This is a genomic window from Actinomycetospora sp., from assembly GCF_055612215.1.
The window spans coordinates 1-2,160 of the sequence record NZ_JBVPVA010000049.1 but is presented as its reverse complement, the minus strand read 5'-3'; the positions used below and the strand labels follow the sequence as shown (position 1 = coordinate 2,160).

The following is a 2,160-nucleotide window of genomic DNA, read 5'->3' as shown; positions in this document are numbered from 1 at the left end:
CCGCGCGCGTGCAGGTACCGGTTGAACCGCGCCTGGTAGATCGCGCCGATCGGGCCCAGGCCCATCGATACGGTGGGGAATTCCCAGAACTCCGGCATCAGCCGCGGGTGCGGGTAGGACGACAGCCCGTAGGGGGCGTGCGACTGCTCCTGCCGGAATCCGTCCAGGTGCCGTTCGGTCAGCCGGCCCTCGAGGAACGCGCGCGCATAGATGCCCGGCGCCGCATGCCCCTGGAAATACACCTGGTCGCCGGTGCCGGACGCGTGGTCCTCGCCCCGGAAGAAGTGGTCGCGGACGTAGGCGCCGTCGTTGGCCTTGTAGGTCTGGTAGTCACCATCGGGGGTGGTGTTCATCAGGTTGACCAGTGCGCCGTCGCGGTCGGCATGCAGCAGCGCATCCCATTCGCGACCCCACACCACCTTGATGACGTTCCAGCCCGCGCCCCGGAAGAACGACTCCAGCTCCTGGATGATCTTGCCGTTGCCGCGCACCGGGCCGTCGAGACGCTGCAGGTTGCAGTTGACGACGAAGATCAGGTTGTCGAGGTGCTCGCGTCCGGCGAGCGAGATCGCGCCGAGCGACTCCGGCTCGTCCATCTCGCCGTCGCCGAGGAACGCCCACACGTGCCGGTTCTCGGTGTCGGCGAGCTCGCGCCCGTGCAGGTACTTGAGGAAGCGGGCCTGGTAGATCGCCATCAGCGGGCCGAGACCCATCGACACCGTCGGGAACTGCCAGAACTCCGGCATCAACCACGGGTGCGGGTACGACGACAGCCCGCTGTATCCCCTTGTCTGGCTCCCGGTCTCCTGCCGGAAGGCGTCCATCTGCTCCTCGGTCAGCCGGCCCTCGAGGAAGGCCCGCGCGTAGATGCCGGGCGAGGAGTGGCCCTGCATCATCACCAGGTCGCCGCCGTGGCCCTCCGACGGCGCGTGCCAGAAGTGCTGGAAGCCGGTGTCGTAGAGCGTCGCGGCGGACTGGAAGCTCGCGATGTGCCCACCGAGCTCGGAGGACTCCTTGTTCGCGCGGAGCACCATCGCCACCGCGTTCCAGCGGATGGCCGAGCGGATGCGGTGCTCGATCGCCCGGTCACCCGGGTGCGGCGTCTCCTGGTCGACCGGGATGGTGTTCACGTAGGGCGTCGTCGCCGAGTACGGCACCGGCGCCCCGGCCCGCCGCGCCTGGGCGATCAGGTCGTCGAGCAGGTCGTGGGCGCGCTGCGGGCCCTCGACCGCGAGGACCGACTCCAGCGCCTCCTGCCACTCCTGGGTGCCCTCCGGGTCGGTGTCGGTCGAGGAGTCCGTCGCGCTGTCGACCATGACGCACCGTCCTGGGGCTCGGGGCCGCCACCACGCGGCCCGGAATGGGACGGGCCACAGCCTGCCCCGTCCGCGGGCGGGACGAAAGCCGGAGCGCACGACCCGCCCCGGCGCTCCGCTCGCCCCTGCTTGCCGCCTCGGTGGCCCCGGAGGACGCTCGGCGGGTGCTGACCGACGGCGTGGACCACATCGCGACCCTGAGCCACGACGCCGCGCGGCTCGGGGCCTTCTACGCGGCCGTGTTCGACGCCGAGATCGGCGAGACGCGTCCCCACGGGCAGCAGGGCGAGGAGACGATGACGGTCTTCCGCATCGGGCCGCACACGGAGCTCAACGTCTTCACCGTGCCCTCGAGCGACGAGGCCGACCGGCAGACGCCGATGTGGCACCGCGGACGCCTCGACCACTTCGGGCTGCACGCGGCCTCGCCGGAGGCCTTCGCGACGATCCGTGACCGGCTGGTCGCCCACGGTGCCTCCGACGGGACGGTGAACGACTTCGGGGGCGCCTGGAGTCTGTTCTTCCGGGATCCGGACGGCCTGGAGGGCGAGGTGCTGCTCCCGAAGGACGGGGCCACGGCGCCGCCGGCCTGAGATCGTTCCGTCCTCTGGATCGAGATAGTCGCGCGGACACGGCCGTTCGGCCATGGTGTCGGCGACGCCGAGGTGTCAGCGTCGTCGAGGGCCGCCGTCCACCCGGCGGAGGGACAGGAGACCGCGATCATGACGAAGTTCGTCTACGACTTCGCCGAGGGCGACAAGGACCAGAAGGACCTGCTGGGCGGCAAGGGCGCCAACCTCGCGGAGATGACGAACCTGGGGCTGCCGGTGCCCCCGGGGTTCAC

General features: G+C 70.7%; 1 protein-coding gene and 1 pseudogene. One reads left to right on the top strand and one right to left on the bottom strand.

The genetic code is table 11. The features are described 5' to 3' along the window. Positions 1-255: 255 nt before the first annotated feature. A pseudogene (aceE, locus tag AC0CYZ_RS01035) lies at positions 256-1,316 on the bottom strand (pyruvate dehydrogenase (acetyl-transferring), homodimeric type); the annotation flags it as partial. A gap of 164 nt (positions 1,317-1,480) precedes the next feature. On the opposite strand from aceE, the gene AC0CYZ_RS01030 reads away from it, so the two are divergent. Further along, positions 1,481-1,909, top strand: coding sequence for a VOC family protein (locus tag AC0CYZ_RS01030; protein ID WP_472211250.1), 429 nt, complete (start codon positions 1,481-1,483; stop codon positions 1,907-1,909). Positions 1,910-2,160: the final 251 nt, after the last annotated feature.